Annotated in this window: 20 protein-coding genes and 1 tRNA gene; 9 read left to right on the forward strand and 12 right to left on the reverse strand. The window is 50.2% G+C overall.

From position 1 onward, the window contains the following. Positions 1-117 precede the first annotated feature (117 nt). From E5331_RS20755 to E5331_RS12595, 10 genes are all read right to left on the reverse strand, one after another. Positions 118-252, reverse strand: coding sequence for a hypothetical protein (locus E5331_RS20755; protein WP_275441204.1), 135 nt, complete (start codon positions 250-252; stop codon positions 118-120). A 313-nt stretch (positions 253-565) separates the two neighbouring features. Next, on the reverse strand, positions 566-1,069 hold the full coding sequence (gene ribH / locus E5331_RS12555; RefSeq protein WP_135985223.1) for a 6,7-dimethyl-8-ribityllumazine synthase: 504 nt from the start codon (positions 1,067-1,069) through the stop codon (positions 566-568). Positions 1,070-1,099: 30 nt separating this feature from the next. After that, the gene (locus E5331_RS12560; RefSeq protein WP_135985225.1) at positions 1,100-2,008 is read right to left on the reverse strand and encodes a hypothetical protein; all 909 of its coding nucleotides are present in this window, start codon (positions 2,006-2,008) and stop codon (positions 1,100-1,102) included. Further along, positions 2,005-2,649 (reverse strand): SIS domain-containing protein, encoded by a 645-nt coding sequence (locus tag E5331_RS12565; RefSeq protein ID WP_123483844.1) that lies wholly within the window; start codon positions 2,647-2,649, stop codon positions 2,005-2,007. The genes E5331_RS12560 and E5331_RS12565 overlap by 4 nt, the downstream gene beginning before the upstream one ends. Positions 2,650-2,683: 34 nt before the next feature. Next, positions 2,684-3,145 (reverse strand): acyl-CoA thioesterase, encoded by a 462-nt coding sequence (locus E5331_RS12570; RefSeq protein ID WP_123483843.1) that lies wholly within the window; start codon positions 3,143-3,145, stop codon positions 2,684-2,686. Beyond that, complete coding sequence (locus E5331_RS12575) at positions 3,142-3,435, reverse strand: DciA family protein (RefSeq protein WP_123483842.1); 294 nt, start codon at positions 3,433-3,435, stop codon at positions 3,142-3,144. The genes E5331_RS12570 and E5331_RS12575 overlap by 4 nt, the downstream gene beginning before the upstream one ends. 1 nt (position 3,436) lies before the next feature. Beyond that, the gene (recF, locus tag E5331_RS12580) at positions 3,437-4,543 is read right to left on the reverse strand and encodes a DNA replication/repair protein RecF (protein WP_168355229.1); all 1,107 of its coding nucleotides are present in this window, start codon (positions 4,541-4,543) and stop codon (positions 3,437-3,439) included. Positions 4,544-4,617: 74 nt separating this feature from the next. Continuing rightward, the gene (upp, locus tag E5331_RS12585; RefSeq protein ID WP_135985324.1) at positions 4,618-5,283 is read right to left on the reverse strand and encodes a uracil phosphoribosyltransferase; all 666 of its coding nucleotides are present in this window, start codon (positions 5,281-5,283) and stop codon (positions 4,618-4,620) included. Positions 5,284-5,463: 180 nt separating this feature from the next. Further along, a complete protein-coding gene (gene ribF, locus E5331_RS12590; protein ID WP_123483840.1) occupies positions 5,464-6,342 on the reverse strand; it encodes a riboflavin biosynthesis protein RibF in 879 nt (292 codons plus the stop codon). Next, positions 6,339-6,986 carry an HAD family hydrolase gene (locus E5331_RS12595; RefSeq protein WP_135985230.1) on the reverse strand — a complete coding sequence of 216 codons (648 nt, stop codon included), beginning with the start codon at positions 6,984-6,986 and terminating at the stop codon, positions 6,339-6,341. Before E5331_RS12595 ends, ribF begins: the two co-directional genes overlap by 4 nt. Before the next feature lie 239 nt (positions 6,987-7,225). Here E5331_RS12595 and pfkA point away from each other — a divergent pair, with 239 nt between their 5' ends. After that, a complete protein-coding gene (gene pfkA, locus E5331_RS12600) occupies positions 7,226-8,212 on the forward strand; it encodes a 6-phosphofructokinase (protein WP_123483838.1) in 987 nt (328 codons plus the stop codon). A gap of 310 nt (positions 8,213-8,522) precedes the next feature. Here the strand turns inward: pfkA and E5331_RS12605 are convergent. After that, positions 8,523-8,605 (reverse strand) — tRNA-Tyr (locus E5331_RS12605). Between the two features lie 119 nt (positions 8,606-8,724). Beyond that, positions 8,725-9,918 (reverse strand): pyridoxal phosphate-dependent aminotransferase, encoded by a 1,194-nt coding sequence (locus E5331_RS12610; RefSeq protein WP_135985232.1) that lies wholly within the window; start codon positions 9,916-9,918, stop codon positions 8,725-8,727. 290 nt (positions 9,919-10,208) lie between these two features. Between E5331_RS12610 and E5331_RS12615 the strand changes: the two genes are divergently transcribed. The 8 genes from E5331_RS12615 to E5331_RS12650 all read left to right on the forward strand — a co-directional run bounded on the left by E5331_RS12615 (position 10,209) and on the right by E5331_RS12650 (position 22,774). Next, positions 10,209-11,579, forward strand: a complete 1,371-nt coding sequence (locus E5331_RS12615; protein WP_168355230.1) for a DUF4836 family protein — start codon at positions 10,209-10,211, stop codon at positions 11,577-11,579. Then, on the forward strand, positions 11,576-12,232 hold the full coding sequence (locus E5331_RS12620; RefSeq protein WP_275441205.1) for an ATP-binding cassette domain-containing protein: 657 nt from the start codon (positions 11,576-11,578) through the stop codon (positions 12,230-12,232). The genes E5331_RS12615 and E5331_RS12620 overlap by 4 nt, the downstream gene beginning before the upstream one ends. A 25-nt stretch (positions 12,233-12,257) precedes the next feature. Continuing rightward, positions 12,258-13,445, forward strand: a complete 1,188-nt coding sequence (locus tag E5331_RS12625) for an FtsX-like permease family protein (RefSeq protein ID WP_135985235.1) — start codon at positions 12,258-12,260, stop codon at positions 13,443-13,445. Positions 13,446-13,746: 301 nt separating this feature from the next. Next, positions 13,747-16,788 carry a SusC/RagA family TonB-linked outer membrane protein gene (locus E5331_RS12630; RefSeq protein ID WP_135985237.1) on the forward strand — a complete coding sequence of 1,014 codons (3,042 nt, stop codon included), beginning with the start codon at positions 13,747-13,749 and terminating at the stop codon, positions 16,786-16,788. 50 nt (positions 16,789-16,838) lie between these two features. Then, positions 16,839-18,380, forward strand: coding sequence for a RagB/SusD family nutrient uptake outer membrane protein (locus E5331_RS12635; protein WP_135985239.1), 1,542 nt, complete (start codon positions 16,839-16,841; stop codon positions 18,378-18,380). Between the two features lie 26 nt (positions 18,381-18,406). Further along, positions 18,407-19,294 (forward strand): cadherin repeat domain-containing protein, encoded by an 888-nt coding sequence (locus tag E5331_RS12640; protein ID WP_123483831.1) that lies wholly within the window; start codon positions 18,407-18,409, stop codon positions 19,292-19,294. Between the two features lie 23 nt (positions 19,295-19,317). Beyond that, the gene (locus tag E5331_RS12645; RefSeq protein WP_135985241.1) at positions 19,318-20,391 is read left to right on the forward strand and encodes a cadherin repeat domain-containing protein; all 1,074 of its coding nucleotides are present in this window, start codon (positions 19,318-19,320) and stop codon (positions 20,389-20,391) included. Positions 20,392-21,007: 616 nt separating this feature from the next. Then, entirely contained in the window at positions 21,008-22,774 is a 1,767-nt protein-coding gene (locus E5331_RS12650) for a SusC/RagA family TonB-linked outer membrane protein (RefSeq protein WP_135985243.1), read from the forward strand. Position 22,775: the final 1 nt, after the last annotated feature.

Consider the following 22,775-nt stretch of genomic DNA (forward strand, 5'->3'; position numbering starts at 1 on the left):
CCTTTTGGCTTCCGTATCTTCGGCAGATGATAGAAATTACTAATGTATATAACCCAAAATTTAGACAATTATGTTTGTAGTATAAAAAGACCAAGGTATTGAAAAAACATATCTAAGTCATGAAAAAAAGTTTTCTGTGATTCCGCTCACGGCATATTCGACATTGTTAGTATTGCCGATATTGGAATCGGAATAGTAGGAGTCAGGGGTGTTGAAAGCCCCGGCATTGTCATGATGAAAATGGTAAAACATGGTTGTTGCTGTTTTTATGGATAATAGTAAAAAAGGATGGTAGAATGGTCAGATGTCGGTGTCGTTTTCTCCGGCTTGAGCCTTATAGGGTCATAAAGGCTTTGGACGATTGCCGACAAATCATGTTATGGATATGGGAGAGTTTTAATCTCCCTTTTTCTGATATAGAAACGAGGGTAATAGTCTAAATATTAGTATATGAAAGTTAAAAAAGGGGGATATAAGTGTTAAAAAAATACCGTCCGGTCCAAATGATGGTCGGGACGGTATGTGGTATAAATAGTAGTCTTAGACACTCTTTTCAGCTGTACGGTCAGAGCAGGTGTGGGAAGTTCGCCATATAAATAGCGGCACATGCCGCCTCTGCGCCCTTGTTGCCAAGTACTCCTCCGGCGCGGTCGAGAGCCTGCTGTAGGTTGTCGACAGTAAGGACTCCGAAAATCACGGGGGCTTTCCCCTTGGCGTTCAGTTCGGCGGTGCCTTGCGCCGCAATCTGGCATACATAGTCGAAATGTGGTGTGTCTCCACGGATCACGCATCCGATAACGATGACCGCAGCAGTAGGCATTCCGTTCTTCACGGAGTCGATTGCCACGGCTGCAGCGTTGACGAGCTCTACAGTGCCCGGCACTGATAGGCAGACTATATTTTCCGGTTTCACCCCGGCTTTTTCAAGCACGTCGGTGGCTCCGTCGCGCAGTGCGTAGGTCACTTTAGGATTCCAGTCAGCCGTGATTATGATAAAACGTCCGTCGGCTTGCGGCATCAGTTGCGGCACCTGTAGGGCGGTGCCGTTCGTGTTCAGTATTGTTGACATAATGCTGCTGTTGAGGTTATTCGCATTTTCCTATTCCTGAGTCTCGCTCTCGTCCGTGCCCTTATTCTCAGCAGTTTCACTTTTGCTGAATTTCTTCAATTTAGCCTTTGCTGATACGGTCAGCTGATGGAAGAAATTCTTCCATTTAGGCTCATTGTCGGGTTCGGATTCTATGAGCGATTTAAGAGAAAGTATGTCTCTCTCCAGTTCGAGGGTCTCAAGGGCGATTGCATGAGGCAGGATTGCATTGAGGAGCCGTAGCGCACGCGGTCTCATCTGCTTAATCCTCATCATTATTTCCGCCATCTCTATAGTCAGCTTAATCTCCTTCCGTGTCACTCTTCCGGTGCGTTTCTTAGAGAATTTTATTGCCTCGGAATAGAATTTGAGAGCCCCTTTCAGGTCGCCGGTTGAAGCGAGAAGCTGCGCCACGTTGCTAAGCGAGTCAACGAGCCTGTCAGTGGCGGCAGCTACCCCGGAATTTACCTTTTCATAAAGAGCGGCAGCATTTATCTGCTGTTTGACGAGAAGGTCAAGAGCCTTTTTTCTTGATCTCAGGATTCTTGTGGATAGCTCCATGGCGAGGATATGCAGCTTGCCGAAACGCTCCTCATCATTTTTCACGAGCGAGTCAAGCACTTTAAACAGGGTGTCGAGTTCCTTTTCACTCTGTTTGTAATCCTTCAGCTGGAAATGAATCTCGGCGAGGTCGAAAATCACGGCTACGAGCAGGGCACGGAATTCCGTGTTGTTGAAGTCGGGAAATTCCCTCATTACCCTTAAACCTTCGATAGATTTCTGGAGGGCATCCATCACTCTCTCGTCCGCCATAAGCTTTCCGGCTTCGGCGCGACCATCGTTTACTTCCTTAAGAATCCTTAATTCCTCGGATTGCTTCGGGAAGTTGTCAAACTTCAGGGGTATCTCAATTTGTGTCATATTGTGATATTGTTATTAGCAGATTTAGAGGCTTCCTTCGATTTATGTCCGAGGTAGCCGCCATGATGCCGTTTTGCATAGTCGGCAGCTGTGAATCCGATAGCCTCCATTGTTGCGACTACGAGAAGGTCGCCTATCACGGTCATCATCGTTGTGGAGGTGGTTGGAGTCAGTCCCAACGGACACACTTCCGGTGCCGCCCCGGTGAACAAAGCGAGGTCGGCGGCATGAGCGAGAGGGGAGTCAGGGTCGCCGGTAATGACAATAAACGGGATATCGGCATAGAGGGCTTTCGCGAGTTCGACAAGCTCAAGTATTTCCCGAGTCTTTCCGGAGTTGCTGAGAAGCAGCAGCACGTCGTTGCTCTGGAGGATACCGAGGTCGCCGTGTTGAGCTTCAGAAGGATGAAGGAATACGGCGGGAGTTCCGGTCGAACAGAAAGTCGTGGCGATATTCATTGCTATTTGCCCGGCTTTCCCCATACCAGAAGTAACGAGTTTACCCCCCTGTCGGTTCACTTTTTCCACTATAAGATTCACCGCATTGGAATAATTCTCGGAAATCGGGATTTCGCTGATGGCTTTCGCCTCGGCATCCAGTATTGACTTCAACCTGTCAGATATTTGCTCGTTTTTGGTCATGATAATAATAGATATATGAAATATTGCGGCTCACTTACATCATCTTTCTCTTGATCAGGTCTTTCTGTTCAAAGTCGCAGAGCATCCGTTTCCAGACTTCCGGCATCTCGCTGGCTTTCTGGGTCTCCGGATTGAAGCTAACCATTATGGTCTCGCAGAAAGATTTGGGTTCAAGAGTGTTTTTCTCCCGTATCATCTGAATTAGTTTAAAGCTTTTTTCAGATATTGAGGAGCATGCAGTGAGCACTTCAATCTCCTCCCCAAAGAAAATTGGGGCGATATATGCGCAGTTTACGTTTGCGACAACGATGTCGACATGCTTCCAGTCCATTTTCTCCCCTCTGACGGCAGCGAAATAGTCAGCCTTAGCAGTGTCGTAGAGAGTGAAATAGACAGTATTGTTCATGTGCCCGAGCACGTCCACGTCGTTAAACCGTATTTGCATCGGCGCAGAGTGGCGGAATAAATCGGGATTTGGTATGAGTTCTGGATTCATGAGATGAAACGTATTTCAGATATTGAATTTTTACCGATCATGCTGTTCAGAGCGTTCCGGATAGCCGAGCGGTTCATGGAGAGTTCATGCCTGAGCGACGCGTTAGGCACCCCGACAGTCATCACACCATCGTATACGGTGGGACGTCGGCAGGCTGCGGCGTTCTCCATCCCGATTACTGCGGGCCATAGGTTTATCGCCTTCATCTCGTCGAGCCTGTCCTGCATGCAGTTCTCCTGGAATGCGATTCTAAGCACGTCGCCAATACTTTGAGATTCCTTTCTTTCCATGTCATTTTATGTTGATGGGAGAGAATGCCCCGTCTTTTACGTTCAGCATTGCGCACGGACCCTCCACTCCGGCAAGTATGTCATCGAGATGCTTGCGGTTGGTGTCGGTGATGAAAATCTGTCCGAAAGTGGAATTGCCGGTCACTTCGTGCATAATGTTCTCCACCCGGTGAGAATCGAGCTTGTCGAAAATGTCATCGAGCAGCAGGAGAGGGGTAGAGGCACCCGCCTCCTTCAGGAAGTCGAATATGGCGAGACGCAATGCGATTGCGAAGGTCTTTACCTGCCCCTGGCTTCCGAGTTTCCGGAGACTGTAGCCGTCGAGGCGCGTGTCGATGTCGTCACGATGTATGCCGGCGGAAGTGTATCCCAATATGGCGTCCTTCTGTCGTCGTTCCTCCAGAAGTTCAGCCATTGATTTCCCCTTCAGCTGGCTTGCGTAAGCGATTTCCACGCGCTCCCTCTGCCCGGATAGTCGGGCATAGCAATCCTCCACCTTCGGTGCGATTGTGGTGATCCATTTCTCCCTTGTGGCGAAAATGACGGCAGCGGCATCAATTATCCCCGCCTCCACCGATTCAAACAGCAAAGCGTCGCGCACTCCGGCTCTCAGCATACGGTTTCTGCTTTCAAGCGAACGGTTGTAGCGTATCAGCTGTGCGAGATATTCCGCATCCGCCTGAGATATGACCATATCCATCAGTTTCCTTCTCTCCTCTGCGGCACCGCTTATGAGCATCGAATCGCCGGGAGTGACCGTCACGATCGGATAACGTCCGATATGCTCGGAGAATCTACGATACTCCTTGCCATTTCGCTTCAGGCTTTTCCCTTTCCCCTTAGTGATTCCGCAGGCTATTGTGTCGGCATTGCCGGAGTCAGAGGCGAAGTTCCCCTTCACGATCAGCATCTCCTCACCATGCCGGATCAGGGCATTGTCGGGCAGGGGATTCATGGGGCGTGCCATACATAGGAAGTGTATCGCCTCGAGCAGATTGCTCTTCCCCATGCCGTTCATTCCGAGCAGGCAGTTCACACCGTTGGAAAATTCCAGGGTGGCGGAGGCTATATTCTTGAAATTAAGGATGTCGATACTGTTTAGAATCACGTCGGGATTGGATGGGATTAAATAAGGTTATTAGCTATGTTCCTGCAAGATGATTGCCTCACGGTGCGAGGGCGTCAATCATCCTCCTTTACCCCGAAGGCGAGGTCGCCGGCATCGCCGAGTCCGGGTATGATATAGCTGTGATGGTTTATCTCCGGGTCGATGGCACCTGTCCATACCGTAGTGATGCCCGACGGGAATGTGTTGCAGATATATTCTATCGCCTGTCGGGATGATATTGCGGAGACCACGTGCACCCTTGCCGGCGTCCCCTTTTTCAGAAGAGCCTTATATCCCAGCTCCATAGAACTCCCCGTAGCAAGCATCGGGTCGATTAGAATCAGAGTCTTGCCGTCGAGATTCGGGGAAGCCATGTATTCGACAAGCACCTCAAACTTATCGCTGCATTTCTCCTTGTAGCGTCGGTAGGCACTGACGAATGCATTTTCCGCATTATCGAAGAAATTCAGAAACCCTTGATGGAAAGGCAATCCGGCACGCAGGATTGTGGCGAGCACAATTTTGTCGGCAGGCTCATGACACATCGTAAACCCGAGAGGGGTCTGCACTTTCTCCTGCACATAATTAAGACGTTTGGAGATTTCGTATGCCATGATTTCACCTATTCTATGAAGGTTCAGGCGAAAACGCATAGAGTCCTTCTGTATTGAGATGTCGCGCAATTCGCGCATGTATCGGCTCACGAGACTTGGAGTCGTAGCAAAGTTGATAATTTCTATGTCGTTCATATCCTCGATGTTTATAGGGGCGGAATCGGGGGAGTCATGTGGTGGAAGTCCCGTTGAGACCGCAAAGGTTTACTTATGCAAATATAACCATTATTTATGGTGTTTTGTCGCATCGGCGGATACTTTTTTTTATAAGTTGCGTAAAAACCGGTTATTTTTGCATTTATTCCATTAATTGCGTAGCGATTTCATCACTTCAAGACGGTCGGCATCAAGCTGCTTGCGCAGCGCGTCGATTGATTTGAAGGCGATTTCGTCTCTCAATCGGGAATAGAACGTGAGAGTCACAGATTTCCCGTAAAGGTCGCCATTCCAGTCGATGATGTGGGCTTCTACAGTCTTCTCGTTTCCACGTCTTATAGTGGGTCTGACCCCTATGTTGACCATTGCATCCCTTTTCTTCCCGTCGGGGAGAGTGATCTTTACGGCATATACCCCGTTGGCAGGCACCACGATACCCGGTGAGGGCATTATGTTGGCGGTGGGATATCCGATAGTGCGCCCCAGCCTGTTGCCAGCCACCACTATGCCTGATAAAGAGAAATGTCGTCCGAGCATATCGTTCGCCTCCTTGATTTCACCGTTTGCTATAGCCTTCCTGATGGCGGAGCTGCTGATGCCCGGCACGAAGGGAGCCTCTATCACTTCTATGCCCAATCTCTCGCCGAGTCGCTTGTAGTCGGATATGGAGTAGGCTATTCCGTCGCATCCGAAAGTGGTGTCATATCCTACCACGAGCATCCTGACGTCATGCTCCCTCTTCAGGCGCAGCATCCAATCCTCGGCAGAAGTGGCACGTAGCTCCTCATCAAACGGAATCACAATCGGCAATACTCCGGATCGTAGAATAAGCTCCTCTTTCTTTGGTATTGACGTGATCGCTTTGGGTGCCCGCTGAGGGTCGATTAGCGCGAGAGGATGGCGGTCAAACGTAATTGCGATTGGCGTAAGCCCCCGGTTGTCAGCCTCCTCCTTGAGCTTGTGGAGCACTGCGATATGTCCGAGATGGACACCGTCGAAAGTGCCGATGACGGCGGCCTTGTCACTCATTTCGCGGGTCCTTTCTCCAGCAGATATTCACACACTGATTTAAACGAGTCGTTCCCCTCCTTCTTTATCTGCCGGGCATTCAGTCCGACCGACATGGCAGCCTTGCAGTTTGCCTCCGAATCATCAAGCATGATTGTCTGCGAAGGCACCAGCCCGTATCTTTTTATGAGGTTGAGGAATATCTGTAGATCGGGTTTGCATGTGCGTTCCTGGAATGAGACTACGATACCGTCAAAATAGTCGTTGACGGTGGCACCCTCCTGTCGGAATTTCTCCTCAATCCAATGGTTATACATCAGGGGATTTGTATTTGACAATACAAAGACCCGGAATCCTCTTTCGCGGAGTTCGCGTATGGTTGCGAGCCGTTCGGCGGGTAGATCAACGAGGAATTTTTCAAAAGCGTCACGAATGTCGGTGGCAGAGGTGCCCGGTCGGCACATCGGCATCAACGTGTCAAACAATTGAGAGGTGGTGATCTCGCCGGTCTCAAGTTTTAGGAAAGGACCTTTCTGTTCATACTCACCGAGGAGTCGAGCCGCGTCCGTTATTCCGAGATCGGAAAGAGCTTTGACGGCACGGCTGCGGTCAAGGTCAATGACTACGCCTCCGAGGTCAAAAATTATGTTCTTTATTGATTCCATACTACATGAAATTGAAAACCAAAGGAGAATAGAAGATAAATATTTGCAAAATTACGGAATTTTTTTGTCACTTCCCCGACAAAATGCTAACTTTGTGAAAAAAGAGGACCTTATGTCTTGCAAAGTCGGAGGCAATATACTGACGTAAGATGTGGATCTACGGATGATTACGAACTGACGGCCCGTAGCCGGAAGCCGAAAAATATCCCGAATATTGAAATTTTATATTTATAAAAGATATGGAAGCAAACGAACAGAGAGCAATAGGAATCCTGACGTCCGGAGGAGATGCGCCGGGCATGAACGCCGCAATCAGGGCGGTGACGCGTGCAGCAATTTTTGCAGGCTTCAAGGTGTTTGGAATAATGCGAGGCTACAAGGGTTTGATTACTGATGAGATAGAGGAATTTTCCACCCAGAACGTATCCAATATCATACAGCGCGGCGGCACTATACTGAAGACGGCGCGTTGCAAGGAGTTTCAGACCAAGGAGGGGCGTCAGTGTGCCTACGACGTGCTTCAGCGTCATGGCATAAGTGCGCTTGTAGTCATCGGTGGTGACGGATCGCTGACCGGTGCGCGTATATTTGCGAATGAATTCCAGTTTCAGATCATAGGTCTTCCGGGCACTATCGACAACGACCTTTACGGCACAGATTCCACCATCGGCTATGACACTGCGCTCAACACCATCATGGATTGTGTCGATAAGATCCGCGACACTGCCACTTCTCACGAGCGTCTTTTCTTTATAGAGGTGATGGGACGCGATGCCGGATTCCTTGCCCTTAACGGTGCTATCGCATCGGGTGCGGAGGCTGCCATCATTCCGGAGGTTGCCACTCAGGAGGATCAGCTTGACGAGCTGATTGCAAACGGATTCCGTAAGTCGAAGAACTCATCGATCGTGCTTGTGGCTGAATCACCGTCCACGGGTGGCGCGATGGGACTTGCAGAGCGCGTGAAGAAAGAATATCCCAACTATGACGTGCGTGTGTCTATCCTCGGTCACTTGCAGCGTGGCGGTTCACCGACAGCCTACGACCGTATCCTTGCCTCACGTATGGGAGCGGCTGCAGTCGATGCGCTTCTTGACGACCAGCGCAACGTGATGATCGGTATCAAGAACGATGAGATTGTCTACGTGCCGTTCACGAAAGCGATCAAGAACGACAAACCCATCAACAGGGAGCTGATGTCTACACTCCGTCGTCTCTCGATCTAATCGAAGCCACCACAGAGTGTTTTAAATAACTGAAAAGAACGCGGAGGACACGGAGTTTTTATTATTACTTTGTGTTCTCCGCGCTCTTTGTGGTGCAGTAAATCGGATTTATACGATTTACCACGGGATAGCTGGGACTACTATGACTACTAAGACGGCTGGGACTACTAGGAGAACCTAATGGATCCAGGATGTCGCGGCATTGTGTGCATGATGTTACGGCATGATGTGCATGATGTAAAAAAAGGCGAATCCTCACGGATGCGCCTTTGTAAGTCGTTATGTGCAATAATTGAATTGATGTCGTAAGTGGGCGAAGATGGATTCGAACCACCGAAGGCATAAGCCAGCAGATTTACAGTCTGCCCCATTTGGCCACTCTGGTATTCGCCCGGCTTATCAGCGGAGCGGATGCCGTTCCGCTGATTTGCGTTGCAAAGTTATAAATAATTTTTTAACCGTGCAAATATTTTTTTGAAATAAAATTTTCAATTATTCCAAGTTGTTGATTCTTAGACTAATTTTGCTGACGCCTCTTTTATTCTGCGCATAGCCTCGCGGATGTTGTCGTCGGATGTTGCGTAGCTCAGGCGCATGTAGCCCGGAGCACAGAATGCCTCACCATCGACACATGCCACGTGTGCCTCTTCGAGAAGGTACATCACATAGTCACCGCTGCATTTGATCTCACGGTCGCCGTATTTCTTGCCGATGAATGATGACACTTCAGGGAAGAGGTAGAAGGCACCCTGCGGCACGTTGGTAATCCATCCCGGAATCTCTTTCGCAAGTTTCACGATGAGGTCGCGGCGGCGTTCAAATGCCTTGCGCATGGTCTCAACACATTCGAGCGAACCATTGTAGGCAGCTTCGGCAGCTTTCTGCGCGATGGATGACGCGCCGGAGGTGTACTGTCCCTGAAGTTTGGTGACAGCCTTCGCAATCGGGAGCGGACCAGCCATGTAGCCGATACGCCAGCCTGTCATGGCGTATGCCTTCGACACACCGTTGACAATCACGACCCTGTCGCGCACAGACTCAAACTCGGAGATGCTGTGCACCTCACCGGTGAAGTTGATGTGCTCATATATCTCGTCGGCGAGAATGATCACGTCGGGATATTTGGCAAGCACCTCGGCGAGACCCTTCAGTTCCTCGTAGCTGTAGATGCTGCCGGTAGGGTTAGAAGGGGAGTTGAGCATAATCATCCTTGTCTTGGGAGTGATAGCCTTCTCAAGCTGTTCGGGAGTGATCTTGAAATCACTTTCCACTCCGGCATACACCTGCACGGTTACGCCCTCGGCAAGTTTCACCATCTCGACATAGCTTACCCACGCCGGCACGGGAATAATCACCTCGTCGCCCGGATTGATGCAGGCGAGCAGCACGTTGCAAAGCTCCTGCTTCGCACCGTTTCCGACCACGATCTGTTCGGGAGCGAACTCAATTTTATTTTCACGCAGAAGTTTCCCTGCAATAGCCTTCCTTAGCGAGAGATAGCCCGGCACGGGAGTATAGCGGGAAAAATTATCGTCAATGGCTTTTTTAGCCGCCTCCTTGATGAAGTCGGGAGTGTCGAAATCCGGCTCACCGACCGACATGTTGATAACGTCCACACCTGCAGCCTTTAGTTCTGCGCTTTTCTGCGACATGGCGAGTGTGGCTGATGGAGCCAAAGCTTGGATACGTTGAGAAATCTGCATCATTCTTTAGTTATTGATTAATACTGTGATGATTGGGATAGTTGACCACCACCCTGGCATCTGTAATTTTCGCGAAGTTACATATTAAAATTGAAGCAACAAAGAAAATAATTGATGAAAGATAAAAATTTTTCCGTATATTTGCCATTCTATTATCCGTCAGACGTTGTTTAATTTGTTAAAAAGATATTGTGGGAATTGTGATAAGACCCTTTTTTATGATAAGGAGTGTGAGAAATAGACGATTCCCTTTACAATGTCTTTACAATTTGAAAAAATATAATAAAAAATATATGAAAAGAGGAATTTTTGCGACACTGACCTCCCGCGTGGTGATGGTCTGCATGCTGGCGATGATGTTGCCGGTGTTTAATTCATGTAATAAGGAGTCGGCAGATGCCGGCGACCTGTTATCGACGGTGCCTTCGTCAGCCGGATTGGTTGTAGGAGTCAACGTCAAGTCTGTCCTTGAGAAGTCGGGCTGCAAGGTCGACGGGAGCGACATCACTCCCGGTCAGGAGGTATCGGCGTGGATCGACCGTCAGAAGGACGTGAAGGATTCAGCGCGCCGCGCACTGAAACTCTTTCTCGACGGAGAGAGCGGCATCGACCCTACGGCTGCGATCTATTTCACAGATGCCTACAACAGCTATCTGACGGCAGGTATAGCCGACACCGGAAAGTTTGAGTCGTTTATCGTTGACCAGACCGGAATGAACCTGGAGGATGCGGAGAACGGCGTCCGCACCTGTGGCAATATAGCGATGAAAGGTGCGCAGGTGTGGATATGCGTGTCGTCAAACAATACGATAGATGCCAAGGCAGTCGCAAATTATGCCACACTCGGTGCCAACCAGAGCTTCATGCAGAACGGTTTCTCACCCAATATAGCCACCATGACCTCCGACATAGTGGGTTGGGGTGATATAAAGGCGATAGCGAAGCAGGGTCTTCCGATAGGGGATTTTTCCACAATGAATCTTGTTGCCGGAATGCTTTTTGAGAATGCGTCTGCCATATCGTTCAATCTTGATTTTGATAAGGGTAAGTGCGGCGGCTCGCTTACGGTCATGAATCTTGATGGAGAGCCAGCCAAATATCTCCTCCCGTCGTCGAAGATAGACCTCACCACGGTGAAGAGCGTCGGAGCGAACGCGCAGTTTGTGGCAGCAATGACCATCACCAAGGATTTCACCAAGAAGATAGAGAAGATCGGCTCATCGTTAGGCGGAAATATGTTCGGCTCGTTTATAGATGCGCTGAAGCCGATAGACGGCACTGTCGCCGTGGCGTGTGGCGATCTTAAGAATCCGGAATCGTCGCTCTGTGGCGTTGTGACCACCGACGGAGAGGCATCGCGCGATTTCATGTCGATGCTTTCGGGCTTTGGAGAGACCAAGAAAGACGGTAAATTGGTGAGAGTGACGAAAGGAACTGTATCGGGTCCGCTCGACGTGGCGAAGGCTGCGGATATGCTTAAGGGTTCGATTTTCGGAGTGGTGATGAATATGCAGAATGCAGAGGCCGGCGCGGGGTCCGTGCTCAAGACCATGGCGTTCAGGCTTGTTCCCTCCGGCAAGGGATTGAAATGCGACATCACACTTGAGAGCGTAGATGATTCGAAGAATATGTTGCTGGCTCTGATAGAGCAGGATGCGAAATGATGACGCGGCTTGATACGATTGAATTAGAGGGGATGCTTCCGAGGGTGTTTGTCTCGGAAAGCATCCCCGCTTCCGATGTATGGCGTGGCAAGGTGGTATTCCGGAGAGGCGACCGTTATCTTGTGGAGGCAGCCAGCGGCGGAGGTAAATCCTCGATGTGTGCATATATATATGGTTTGCGCGATGACTATGAGGGTGAACTTAGGTTCAACGGCAAGGACGTGCGTGGATTCGGCATATCCGAGTGGCAATCTCTCCGCAGGGAGCATATTGCCTATCTTCCACAGGAGCTGTCGTTGTTTCCGGAGCTGACGGCACTCCAGAACATAGAGCTAAAGAGCACCCTGACCGGAGGCGTCCGTCGTGAGAGGATAGAGGAGTGGCTTCATGAGCTTGGGATCGACTCGCGCCGGAATTATCCTGTGGGGCGTATGTCGATCGGTCAGCAGCAGCGCGTCGGCATAATCCGGGCGATATGCCAGCCCTTCGACTTTATCCTGCTTGATGAGCCTGTGAGCCATCTCGATGAGGAGAATAATAGGAAGGCGGCAGAAATCATCATGGCGGAGGCGCAGCGGCAGGGTGCCGGAATAATATCGACTTCGGTGGGGAATCCGCTTCTGCTTGCCGAGCCGGAAAGACTGAAATTATAATTTTAATGAAATTGTAATTTTAACTATGAGACTTATTGATCGATTATTACGTAAGAATATGTCGGTGGCTCGTATCGCCGGATTCGTGCTTTCCAACGTCATAGGATTATGGATAGTGGCAGGTGGGGTGCAGTTTTATGAGGATGCACGGACGCTTTGGTCGGCTGATGACAGCTTTATAAAGACGGATTATCTCGTTGTCAACAAGCGTGTCACGTCGGCAAACCTGTGGCAGGATTCTGATTCCGATTTCACCCCGGCTGAGATAGCTGATATAGAGAAGCAGCCTTGGGTGAGGTCGGTCGGCGAGTTCCTGTCGACAGATTATAAGGTGCAGGCATCGGTTGAGCAGGGTGGACGAGGGATGTCGACAATGCTCTTCTTTGAGTCGATACCTGATGAGTTTGTCGATGTTAAGGGTAGCGGCTGGCAATTCCGGGAGGGAGACAGGGAGGTGCCCATAATCATATCCAAGGATTACCTGACGCTATATAATTTCGGATTTGCCACGTCGGCAGGTCTGCCCCAGATGTCGGAAAACATAATGTCGGGCATACCGTTGACGCTGACCCTCACGTCGGACGACGGTATGCGGCAGCAACGAATGACGGGCAGGGTGGTCGGTTTCTCCAACCGGCTGAATACCATCCTCGTGCCCGACACGTTCATGCGGTGGAGCAACAGAGTGCTTGGCGATAGTCGTAAGAGCACCCGTCCCTCCCGTCTGATAATCGACGTCAGCAGCCCCGGAGATGTAGCGATAAAGGATTATCTGGAGAGCCATGACCTTGAAGTGGCGGGCGACAAGAGCGGTTCGTCAGCCTCATATCTGCTGAAGGTGGTTTCAGGAATTGTGGTGGGAGTCGGCAGTGTCATCACGTTGCTGTCCTTCTTCATATTGATGCTCTCCATGTCGTTGCTCATGGAGAAAAACCGCGATAAGCTCCATTCGCTGCTGATGCTCGGTTTCCCGCTCCGTGATGTGGGTAGGCCATACGAAAGGATAGTAGTGGTCTCCTCGTTGATCTCCTGCATGATTGCAATCGGCGGTATATTTCTCTTGCGCGCCAGTTATGTAGCTCCGCTCGAGGGTCTTGGCGCGGATTGCGGCGACTGGTGGAGCGGCGTGCTTACGGCAGTGGCACTCACTGTTGTCATTATGATTTTTAACGTGATTGCGGTGCGCCGGAAGGTGCGGTCGTCATGGCGTTGAAACTCTATATCAGGCATTTTGTATATTCAGCCCCGACACGAATAAGTCGGGGTTGAATTGTTAAAAAGGGGAATGGGTTGAACAAATCAGAGCGCAGATTGGTTGCTAATACGAATCTGAATAACAAAATTTAATAATTAACAATGTTAATTTAGAATGTTAATATTGTTAATTTTTAGAAGTCCTATATGTCTTCCGCAGCTATCATGTAGACCGCATATACCGATAAGATTCTTTGTATGTCAAGAATCAGTCGTTAAGACTGAAACCCATATTAATAATCCCTTAATTTTACTCTTGCATGAAGAACACATGTATTCATCTTGACAGGAAATGGCTTATGGCTATATGCTTACTGATTGGCCTTGCATTTCCGGGCTTCGCGCAGAAAATCACCGTACATGGCTACGTGGACGATGAGACAGGCGAACCCTTGATCGGTGCCACCGTAATGGAGAAGGGCACAACGAATGGTACGGCGACAGACATCGACGGCAACTTCACGCTTAGTGTTGAGCCGAAAGCGACTCTCGTCGTGAGCTATGTGGGTTATGACCCGTTGGAGGTGCCGGTCGACGGTAAGACCGAGCTTAAAATCACCATGAAGGAGAATGCCACTATGCTTGCGGAGACAGTCGTGATCGGCTATGGCACCGTCAAGAAGACGGATGCCACAGGCTCGGTATCCGTTGTCAAGCCGAGCGAGATAGAGGCAGGTCTTGCGACTTCCGCACAGGATCTTCTCGTGGGTGCATCTCCGGGCGTGGTGGTGACCACCAACGGCGGTAGTCCTCAGGGAGATGCGTCAATCCTTATCCGAGGCGGAGCATCACTGGCTGCATCAAATGAGCCGCTTATCGTCATAGATGGTGTCCCGATGGAGCGCGGCAGTGTGAAAGGCTCGTCCAACCCGTTGAGCCTTGTCTCTCCGGAGAATGTGGAGTCGATGACCATCCTTAAGAGTGCGTCAGCCACTGCAATCTACGGTAGCCGTGCATCTAACGGCGTCATCATCATAACTACAAAGAAGGGTAAGAGCGGACGTCCGCAGGTAAACTTCGCTGCCAACATGTATATCAACACGCCCCGCAACTACATGGACATGATGACCGGCGACCGATTCGCAGATTTCGTCACCAACTATTATGGTGCGGATTCATCGCAGGCACAGGCTCTCGGCATCAATGGCGTGAACTATAATACCGATTGGCAGAAAGAGGTGCTCCGCACGTCGGTGTCAAGCGATTACAACTTAAGCGTAGGTGGCACTCTCGGCTGGCTGCCATACCGTGTCGCCGTAGGCTACACCAACAATAACGGTGTCATCCGCACCTCGAAGATGGATCGTGCCACGGTAGGTATAAACCTTAATCCGTCGTTCTTCGACAATAACCTTAAAATCAATGCCAATATCAAGGGAGCCTATATCTCCAACCGCTATAATGGCGATGGTCTGGGCGGGGCGGTCAGCTTCAACCCGACATTACCGGTCTACATGCCCGGCGGCAACCATTATAATAATTATCTGACATATATGGAGAACGGCACACTTGCCGACATGAATACTCCCGAAGGGCGCCCCAACACGCTGATGGCACTTAACCCGGTGTCGCTCATCAATGACTATTCATCCACGTCAAAGGTGTATCAATCGGTCGGCAATATCCAGTTTGACTATACTCTCCCGTTCCTTCCCGAACTGAAAGCCAACCTTAATCTCGGCTACGAATATAATCACGGTGAATGTTGGAACTACAATTATCCCTTCTCCCCGGCAGCCTGGAAGGATGGTCATTACGTTGCAGGCAGCGACAGTCCTGTGTATGACGGCTATGCATCCAAGGGGAAAGAGAACCAGGAGAGATACAATCTCCTTCTTGATTTCTTCCTGAATTACAATAAGGATTTCGAGGCAATCAGCTCATCACTTGACGTGACAGCCGGTTATTCATGGCAGAAATTCCGCGACAAGCAGCATAATTTCTCATGGGTGAATGCCCCGGGTCAATCGTTCGACGGCTATATGCGTAGCCCGGTATGGTATGGGAGCACTCCTTATCAGCTTGTGTCGTTCTTCGGACGTGTCAACTATGGGTTCAAGGACCGTTATCTCGTCACGTTCACCCTTCGAGGTGATGCCACCTCCCGCTTCTCCAAGGAGCACCGTTGGGGTGTCTTCCCGGCAGTCGCGCTTGCATGGCGTGCGATAGAAGAGCCGTTTATGGAAAGCGTGCGCGGCGTCATGAGCGACTTGAAGCTCCGTCTTGACTATGGTCAGACCGGTCAGCAGGATCTCGGCGTGTATTTCCCCTATATCCCTGCCTACAACGTATCTAATGATCTCAATTCCCGTTATCCGGTCGGAGGCAATGACCAGTTCATAGTCACTCCGGGATGGTATAACGCCGATCTTAAATGGGAGACAACCACCACATACAATGTGGGTCTTGATTTCGGATTCCTCAACAACCGTATCACCGGTAGCATCGACTGGTATCTGCGTAAGACGAAAGACCTTCTGACCTACGCCAACTTCCCGGCAGGCTCCAATCTTTCCAACATGGGCAACCTTAATCTCGGCGACCTTGAGAACTATGGTATAGAATTCAATCTTATGACACGCCCTGTGGTCACGAATGATTTCCAATGGACGAGCAGTGTCAACGTGGCATGGAACAAGAATAAGGTGACGCGTCTTGCCGACGGAGCCGACACATCTACAGGCGGTATCGGCAACGGTGTCAACGTCATGAAGCATCAGGAGGGTTTCCCCGCCTACAGTTATTGGGTGTATGAGCAGGTATATAATGCCGACGGCACACCGATGGAGGGCGTCTATGTAGACCGTAACGGCGACGGTGAGATCACCGATGCCGACAAATATCTCTACCACAGCAAGGATCCGGCTGTCACCATCAACTGGCAGAATACGTTCAACTATAAGAACTGGGACTTCGGCATCGTGTTGCGTGCAAGCATCGGCAACTGGCTTTATAATGCCAATGAGATGAACAATGCCTTCATCTCCTCCACCTCCGCCGCACCTCTCAGCAATCTTCTTGACAACGTCTATCTCTGGAATATGACCCGCGACACGGCAGTACGTTCGAGCGATTATTTCGTGCGCAATGCCAGCTTCCTGCGTTGCGACAATATATCGGTAGGCTATACGTGGCCAGGTCTGTTCAACGACCTTCTTCGTCTGCGACTTTATGGCGCAGTGCAGAATCCGTTTGTGATAACCAAATATAAAGGTCTTGATCCGGAAGTAGGTAGCGGTATCGACAGTAATGTATATCCGCGTCCGATAACGTTTACCATAGGAATCGTGGCACAGTTCTGACGGCAGCCACAGTACTGATAACGAAGTATTAAAATAAAAGAAAGAGAATTATGAAAATATCCAGATATATCGGTATCGGTGTCCTTGCTCTCGCCGCTTCGGGTCTCAGCTCGTGTGTGGGTGACCTTGACCTTACTCCTACCGATCCAAATACAAAGATTACACTTGATAGTGCCAACGAGTGGAACGGCTACTTCGGCAGTCTCTACGGCTCATTGCTGTATGTTGGAAACCTGAGCACCTCCGACGGAGGCGCGGGCACCTTCTCGCGTTGCCACTGGAATCTCCAGGAAATCACGGCAGATGAGGCTATCGTCTCCAACAAATGGAATGACCCCGGCTATCATTCCCTGAACTTCAACACTTGGCTCACAGATAACGAATGGGTGTATGCTGCATTCTCGCGTGAATTCTACACTGCTCGCCAATGCACGGAATTCCTGTCAAAGGCAGATGGTGCGAAGGAATTTCTCGGCGAAGAGGAGGTGGAGGCTATGAAGGCGGAGGCGAAGGTGCTCCGTAACCTTGCCTATTATTATATGGTGGATCTGTTTGGCAAGGGTCCGTTTGTCAACGACTCCCCGACCGGTGCCATACCTCCGACCTACGACCGTCAGCAGTTGTTTGACGCAGCTGTCAGTGAGCTGAAGGCAACCATTGCCGAGGGGCATCTCCGTCCGGCGTCCCGTCAGGAATACGGCAGACTCTCGCTTGAGGCTGCACGTATGCTCCTTGCCAAGTTCTATCTGAATGCGGAGGTCTACACAGGCACCCCAATGTGGAGCGAATGTGCCGAGCAATGCAAGGAGATCGTGAAGTCGATTCCTCAGCTTGCTCCCACCTATAAGTATCTTTTCTGTGCGTCGAACGACCGCTACGTAGGCAACGGTGAGATTCTATGGGCAATACCCCAGAAGGTCGGCTCGATGGAGACATACGGCGGCACCACCTACATGACTGCGGGTGCATACGTTGAATCCGCGCCGGCGGAATTGCTAAAGCGTCTCGGCTGCGTTGCCACTCCATGGAGCGGCGTGAGGATGCGTCCGGAGCTCTCAACGGCATTCGAGCCAAACGACAAGCGCGCACTCTACTATGCCGGCACCTACAACGTCGGTGTGGAGAATCTTGATAACTATGACGAGAAATCCGACGGATACATGTGCATAAAATACACCTATACCACCGAGGATGACTATGAGAACACAGCTGGCGTTGAGAACTCCAACCAGATGTGTGATGCCGACTATCCTCTGTTCCGTCTTGCCGACACCTACCTGATGCTTGCCGAGTGCCAGCTCAATGGGGTGGAATGCAATGGCAAGAGCTATTTTGATGCAGTGCGTGAACGTGCGGGTCTTCCCACGGCGGCACTGACAAAGGAGAATCTTCTCCATGAGCGTCAGTGTGAGCTTTATTGGGAGGGATGGCGCCGCAGCGACCTTATACGTTTCGGTAAATACACCGGATCTGACTACAACTGGTCGTGGAAGGGCGGTGTATACGAAGGTGTGGCTATACCGGAGACCCGTGCTCTCTTCGTGATACCTTACCAGTATGTTGCAACCGTCGGACAGAATCCGGGTTATTGATTATTAACGAGTAAAATCAGAAAGCAATGATTACCAAAATAATACGATATGTTGCGGCTGCGGCTCTGATGGTGGGTTTTGCCGCCTGCAATGATGATGATTCCCCCACGTATCAGACTCCCACGGAACCGATGGTGCTTAACACTCCACCGTTTGCCTCCCAGCTCTACATATTGAATCCGGAAGGTATGATGGACTTCTCCGTAGAGCGTCAGCCGGACTATGGATTCCTTGCATCCGTCAATTATGGTCTGGAAGTGTCGCTCGACAAGGATAAGGTGCGCCAGATATCTCCGGAGAAACTTACCTCGCAGAATATAGAGGTGAAGGAATCGGCAGTGGCTACGGCGATGTGCGTACTCAACGGCATAGAGAACTCCGAGGATTGGGAGGCGAAGCCGGAGGCACATGAGGCACAGACGCTTTACGTCAGGGCAACGGCACAGCTTCCGGGAGTGGAGAGCAGCCTTGTTGTCAGCGATTGGGTGACACTCGACAAGGTGCAGCCGTATTTCGCTGTTCCGGAGCCGGGATTCATCTATATACTCGGCACGTGCAACGGCTGGCCTACCCCGGACGCAACGAGTGCAGGTGCGCTTGCCGACTGGAGGCTTTTCGAGAGCCAGACAGCGATAGGCTCTAACGTCTATACCGGAGTGTTTGATATGCCGGCGGCACCTGTCTTCAGATTCTATACGGCATTGGAAGGCTGGGATGTAAACTCATTCGGTTCGCAGGCAGAAGATAACCCGATCGATTATACTCTTACCGACGGACAGTGGCAGGGTAAGCTCGTGGCAGGTAAAGGCTCACTCAGCTTCCCCGATTATCCGGGCGGCACGATGACGATCATGGTCAATCTGAATGACAATAGCATCCAGGTAATGAGCGGCGACCGCAGGACAACAGAATAAATTAACCGTAAAAAAGAATATCCATGAACAAGATAGCAATATATGCACTGCTTGCTGCCGGCATAGCCTTCACCTCTTGTGATGAGGTGGAGGATATGACGGGAAAGCCGCAGGTCAATCCGGAGATACCCGGATATGATATTTCGAAGCTTCAGGTGAGCTCGCCGATAGGCACGTCAGTAGATCTTCCGGCACTCAATGCCTCCTCCACGAAAGATGTGGCGGTCATCGGAGTCACCGACGTCGGCAATCTTCCGGAAGGGTATCACCTGACCGCCACATATATTGTGGCAGCCAATGAGGAGTTTTCGCCGTCCTATCCTATAGAGGTGGCGTTTTCAGAGGATGGCACGACGGGAAATGTCACCACCGGTCAGTTGGAGAGTGCCTACGAGGCACTGTTGGGACTTAACACTACCCCGGCAGATTTCCACGGACGTGCGGAACTTTATGCCAAGAATGATAAGGGCAGCGTCATACGTCTTGGTGGCTCCGACGTATATTATGCTCAGTCCACCTTTGAGTTGACACCGGATCCTGTCTTCGTGCTTTACACACCGGGCGACAGCAACGGCTGGAACGGGGCACAGAGTATGCAGTTGCCGTCTACCGATGGCAAGAACTACTCCGGACTTGCTTACCTTACCGGTTCATTCAAGTTTACTTCCGCACCCGGTTGGGACGGCACCAATTATGGAGCCGGCACAGAGGCAGGCACGTTGAGCATCGATGGAAGTGCTGACAATCTCTCGGTAGGGGAGAGCGGTCTTTACTGGGTGGAGGTCAACACACCGGCACTCACATATAATATGACAGGCATATCCTCACTTGGAGTCATAGGCAACTTCAATGGTTGGAACGGCGATGCGGAGATGTCGCACAACGACGACTACACGATATGGACGGCAGACGTGACGTTTGACGGCACGGGCGAATGGAAGATACGTGCCAATAATGACTGGGCTATCAGCTTCGGCACAAGTCTTGAAAACATGACATACAACGGAAGCAATCTTCCTGATCCCGGCGTAGGTACATATACCGTCACATTCGACATCAGCAAAGTGCCTTACACAGCGACTTGCACACCGAAATAACAGGCTTGGACAGCTTGGACAGGCTTGGACAGGCTTGGACAGGCTTGGACTACTAAGACTACTGAGACTGCTGAGACTACTTGTAACTACAAGATGTCTTAGTAGTCTCAGTAGTCTCAGTAGTCTCAGTAGTCTTAGTAGTCCAAGCAGTCTTAGTAGTCCAAGTAGTCTTATTCGTCTTAGCCAGTCTTAGTAGTCTCAGTAGTCCCAGCCCAGCTTCAATTCATGCAAATCCGATGGTTGAGATTGTTAAAGTTGTTAATTAACAAAGTTAATGGAAATTTAATTGGGGTTAAAAAGATTAAAAATTCCTACATTTGCAGAGATTTTAACGAAAGGCGTCAGCGAGATATAAGCCGAATATGCGCTACTCGTCAAAAATCCATGAAAAATAAATGGCAATAGCCGATTGAACAGCTTAACTATCTTATACATACATTAAGACGATAAATTGGATTATAGTGATTATCGTGAAGGATTGTCCCCTGAGTCAGAGGTTAGTCAATGACTTGCGCACTGTCTCGGGTCAAGTATAAAAGTTAACCTTAGCATCGGTGATGGCAACTATAAGGAATAAATAAAAACATACAATTAATAACAACTAAATTATTCTTGCATGAAGAACATCAGTTTTCATCTGAACAGGAAGCTGTGGATGGCCTTGGTAATGTTGCTTGGGCTTGCGCTTCCGGGTTTCGCGCAGAAGATCACCGTTCGCGGTTACGTGGACGATGAGACGGGCGAGCCCCTGATTGGTGCCACCGTAATGGAGAAGGGCACATCCAATGGTACTGCGACAGACATTGATGGCAATTTCACTATCAATGTCGATCCCAAGGCCATTCTTGTTGTAAGCTACATCGGTTATGATCCGATGGAAGTGCCGGTAGACGGCAAAACCGACCTTAAAATAACAATGAAGGAGAACGCAACGATGCTTGCTGAGACAGTGGTCATCGGCTACGGCTCCGTTAAGAAATCTGACGCAACCGGCTCAGTGTCGGTCATCAAGCCGGATGAGATAGACGCAGGTATCTCAACTTCCGCACAGGATCTTCTCGTCGGAGCATCTCCGGGTGTCGTTGTGACTACGAATGGTGGCGACCCGACAGGTGGCGGTACAATCCGTATCCGTGGCGGCTCTTCACTGAACGCTTCCAATGACCCTCTCATCGTGATTGACGGTGTGCCTATGACTAACCAAAGTCAGGGTGGCGGCATGAACGCACTCACCATGATCAACCCTAACGATATCGAGAGCATGACAGTGCTTAAGGATGCTTCCGCTACAGCAATCTACGGTAGCCGCGCATCTAACGGCGTCATCATCGTGACTACCAAGAAGGGTAAGGCAGGCAAACCGGTTGTGAACGTCACTGCCAACATGACAGTAAACACAGCCCGTAAGACTCTCAACCTCATGAACGGTTTGGAGTTCTCTGATTTCGTTAAGAACAATCTCGGTGAATCTTCAGTGGCACAGCTCGGCTACAACGGTGAGATGTACAACACTGACTGGCAGAAAGAGGTGCTCCGCACTACAATCTCTCAAGACTATACAGCCTCTATCGCGGGTAAGGCAGGTTTCCTCCCTTATCGTGTCAATGCAGGCTACACCAATTCAGAAGGTATCCTGAAGACTTCAAACATGCAGCGTGTCACTGCAGGTTTCAGCCTCAGTCCTAAATTCTTCAATGATCTTCTTTCGATCAACATCAACGTCAACGGCACATACGCAGATCAGCGTAATGCAGATCAGGGCGCAATCGGTGGCGCAGTGAGCATGGACCCGACCAAGCCTGTGAGAACCAACATCGCTATGGGCGGCAACACAGGTCTTTATCTCTACAACGGCTACTATAACTACGCTCCCGCCGGAGTATATGACCGCAATGGTGCACAGAACCCTGTCCAGCTTCTTGAGGATGTCAACAGCCACAACAAGACATGGTCTTCATCCGGTAACATCCAGATTGACTATGCTCTTCATTTCCTCCCGGAACTTCACTTCAACCTTAACCTCGGTTATCAGGTGTCGAAGAACGACGCGAGAAGCATCACAGCTGCCAACTCTGTAATGGCTTGGACAAATGACGGTCTTCTCGGTAATGATGCAGCCGGTGCTGCCACTCTCTACAAATGGCATGAGATCCAGCGCAACACTCTTCTTGATTTCTACGTGAACTATAAGAAGGATTTCGAGGCTATCAAGTCAAACCTTGACGTGATGGCAGGTTATTCTTGGCAGCGTTTCAGCTATCTCGGACGTTCTCAGAATTACGTTAACTCACTCGGTTTCGTTAATAAGAATGGTGATAACGGCTTCACTTACGCCGACGGTTCATACTATATGGACACCAACACCCACAATGCAATCGGCTAGG

The organism is Lepagella muris, from assembly GCF_004793975.1.
Classification (GTDB): domain Bacteria; phylum Bacteroidota; class Bacteroidia; order Bacteroidales; family Muribaculaceae; genus Lepagella; species Lepagella muris.

Coding starts and splice junctions, on each gene's coding strand:
- E5331_RS12625 (WP_135985235.1), top strand. CDS start 12,258: ATGAGACTTATTGATCGATTATTACGTAAGAATATGTCGGTGGCTCGT.
- ribH (WP_135985223.1), bottom strand. CDS start 1,069: ATGTCAACAATACTGAACACGAACGGCACCGCCCTACAGGTGCCGCAA.
- E5331_RS12640 (WP_123483831.1), top strand. CDS start 18,407: ATGATTACCAAAATAATACGATATGTTGCGGCTGCGGCTCTGATGGTG.
- ribF (WP_123483840.1), bottom strand. CDS start 6,342: ATGAGTGACAAGGCCGCCGTCATCGGCACTTTCGACGGTGTCCATCTC.
- E5331_RS12650 (WP_135985243.1), top strand. CDS start 21,008: ATGAAGAACATCAGTTTTCATCTGAACAGGAAGCTGTGGATGGCCTTG.
- E5331_RS12575 (WP_123483842.1), bottom strand. CDS start 3,435: ATGGAAAGAAAGGAATCTCAAAGTATTGGCGACGTGCTTAGAATCGCA.
- E5331_RS12630 (WP_135985237.1), top strand. CDS start 13,747: ATGAAGAACACATGTATTCATCTTGACAGGAAATGGCTTATGGCTATA.
- E5331_RS12595 (WP_135985230.1), bottom strand. CDS start 6,986: ATGGAATCAATAAAGAACATAATTTTTGACCTCGGAGGCGTAGTCATT.
- E5331_RS12645 (WP_135985241.1), top strand. CDS start 19,318: ATGAACAAGATAGCAATATATGCACTGCTTGCTGCCGGCATAGCCTTC.
- E5331_RS12560 (WP_135985225.1), bottom strand. CDS start 2,008: ATGACACAAATTGAGATACCCCTGAAGTTTGACAACTTCCCGAAGCAA.
- E5331_RS12570 (WP_123483843.1), bottom strand. CDS start 3,145: ATGAATCCAGAACTCATACCAAATCCCGATTTATTCCGCCACTCTGCG.
- E5331_RS20755 (WP_275441204.1), bottom strand. CDS start 252: ATGTTTTACCATTTTCATCATGACAATGCCGGGGCTTTCAACACCCCT.
- E5331_RS12620 (WP_275441205.1), top strand. CDS start 11,576: ATGATGACGCGGCTTGATACGATTGAATTAGAGGGGATGCTTCCGAGG.
- E5331_RS12635 (WP_135985239.1), top strand. CDS start 16,839: ATGAAAATATCCAGATATATCGGTATCGGTGTCCTTGCTCTCGCCGCT.
- E5331_RS12610 (WP_135985232.1), bottom strand. CDS start 9,918: ATGATGCAGATTTCTCAACGTATCCAAGCTTTGGCTCCATCAGCCACA.
- E5331_RS12565 (WP_123483844.1), bottom strand. CDS start 2,649: ATGACCAAAAACGAGCAAATATCTGACAGGTTGAAGTCAATACTGGAT.
- pfkA (WP_123483838.1), top strand. CDS start 7,226: ATGGAAGCAAACGAACAGAGAGCAATAGGAATCCTGACGTCCGGAGGA.
- E5331_RS12615 (WP_168355230.1), top strand. CDS start 10,209: ATGAAAAGAGGAATTTTTGCGACACTGACCTCCCGCGTGGTGATGGTC.